The 570-nt window shown below is 51.2% G+C and carries 1 rRNA gene; it reads left to right on the top strand.

Annotation, left to right across the window (positions count from 1 at the left end):
• Positions 1-570, top strand: a 23S ribosomal RNA gene (locus ACCD00_RS30735); the annotation flags it as partial.

Genomic DNA, 570 nt, shown 5'->3' with positions numbered 1-570 from the left:
ATAGCTCACTAGTCGAGTCGGCCTGCGCGGAAGATGTAACGGGGCTCAAACCATACACCGAAGCTACGGGTATCACGCAAGTGATGCGGTAGAGGAGCGTTCTGTAAGCCTGTGAAGGTGAGTTGAGAAGCTTGCTGGAGGTATCAGAAGTGCGAATGCTGACATGAGTAACGACAATGGGTGTGAAAAACACCCACGCCGAAAGACCAAGGTTTCCTGCGCAACGTTAATCGACGCAGGGTTAGTCGGTCCCTAAGGCGAGGCTGAAAAGCGTAGTCGATGGAAAACAGGTTAATATTCCTGTACTTCTGGTTATTGCGATGGAGGGACGGAGAAGGCTAGGCCAGCTTGGCGTTGGTTGTCCAAGTTTAAGGTGGTAGGCTGAGATCTTAGGTAAATCCGGGATCTTAAGGCCGAGAGCTGATGACGAGTTACCCTTTGGGTGACGAAGTGGTTGATGCCATGCTTCCAAGAAAAGCTTCTAAGCTTCAGGTAACCAGGAACCGTACCCCAAACCGACACAGGTGGTTGGGTAGAGAATACCAAGGCGCTTGAGAGAACTCGGGTGAA

The sequence above is a fragment of the Pseudomonas sp. Pseusp3 genome, from assembly GCF_047304225.1.
GTDB classification, from domain to species: domain Bacteria; phylum Pseudomonadota; class Gammaproteobacteria; order Pseudomonadales; family Pseudomonadaceae; genus Aquipseudomonas; species Aquipseudomonas fluorescens_CD.
This window is presented reverse-complemented; position numbering and strand designations above follow the sequence as displayed.